The organism is Agrobacterium sp. 10T429, from assembly GCF_056393925.1.
The window spans coordinates 1-463 of the sequence record NZ_JBFTGV010000048.1; the positions used below are offsets into that span (position 1 = coordinate 1).

General features: G+C 71.1%; 1 protein-coding gene. It reads right to left on the minus strand.

The features are described 5' to 3' along the window. On the minus strand, positions 1-435 hold a 435-nt coding region (locus AC1DCP_RS26435; RefSeq protein ID WP_476774876.1), incomplete at its 3' end, for a dihydrodipicolinate synthase family protein. Positions 436-463: the final 28 nt, after the last annotated feature.

Here is a 463-nt window from a genome sequence, read left to right on the forward strand (position 1 = left end):
GTCCTGGATCACGAACGGCACGTCGGCGCCGATGGCCTCCACGGCCTGGCGGTAATAGCCGACGATCTGGTCATCGGTGCGCAGCGTGTTGGGCGGGGCGATCATCACGCCGGCCGCGCCGCGCTCCATCACCTCGCTGGTCAGCGCGCGCATGGCGGCAAACCCGGGCGCCGACACCCCCACCACCACCGGCAGCCGGCCCGCCCGGCGGATCATCTGCGCGGCCACCTCCACGGATTCCGCGTGCTCCAGCTTGGGCGCCTCGCCCAGCTGGCCCAGCACGGTGATGCCGGTGGCGCCGCAGGCCAGGTAGAAGTCGGTCAGGCGGTCGATCGAGGCGATGTCGATCGTGCCATCGTCGAAGAACGGCGTCGGGGCGATGGGGAAGACGCCGCGTGCGTCAGCGGTCAGCGCGGTGAAAGCGGGGGAAGGCATGGTGGCTCCTGGGGGGGTAGTCAGGGAA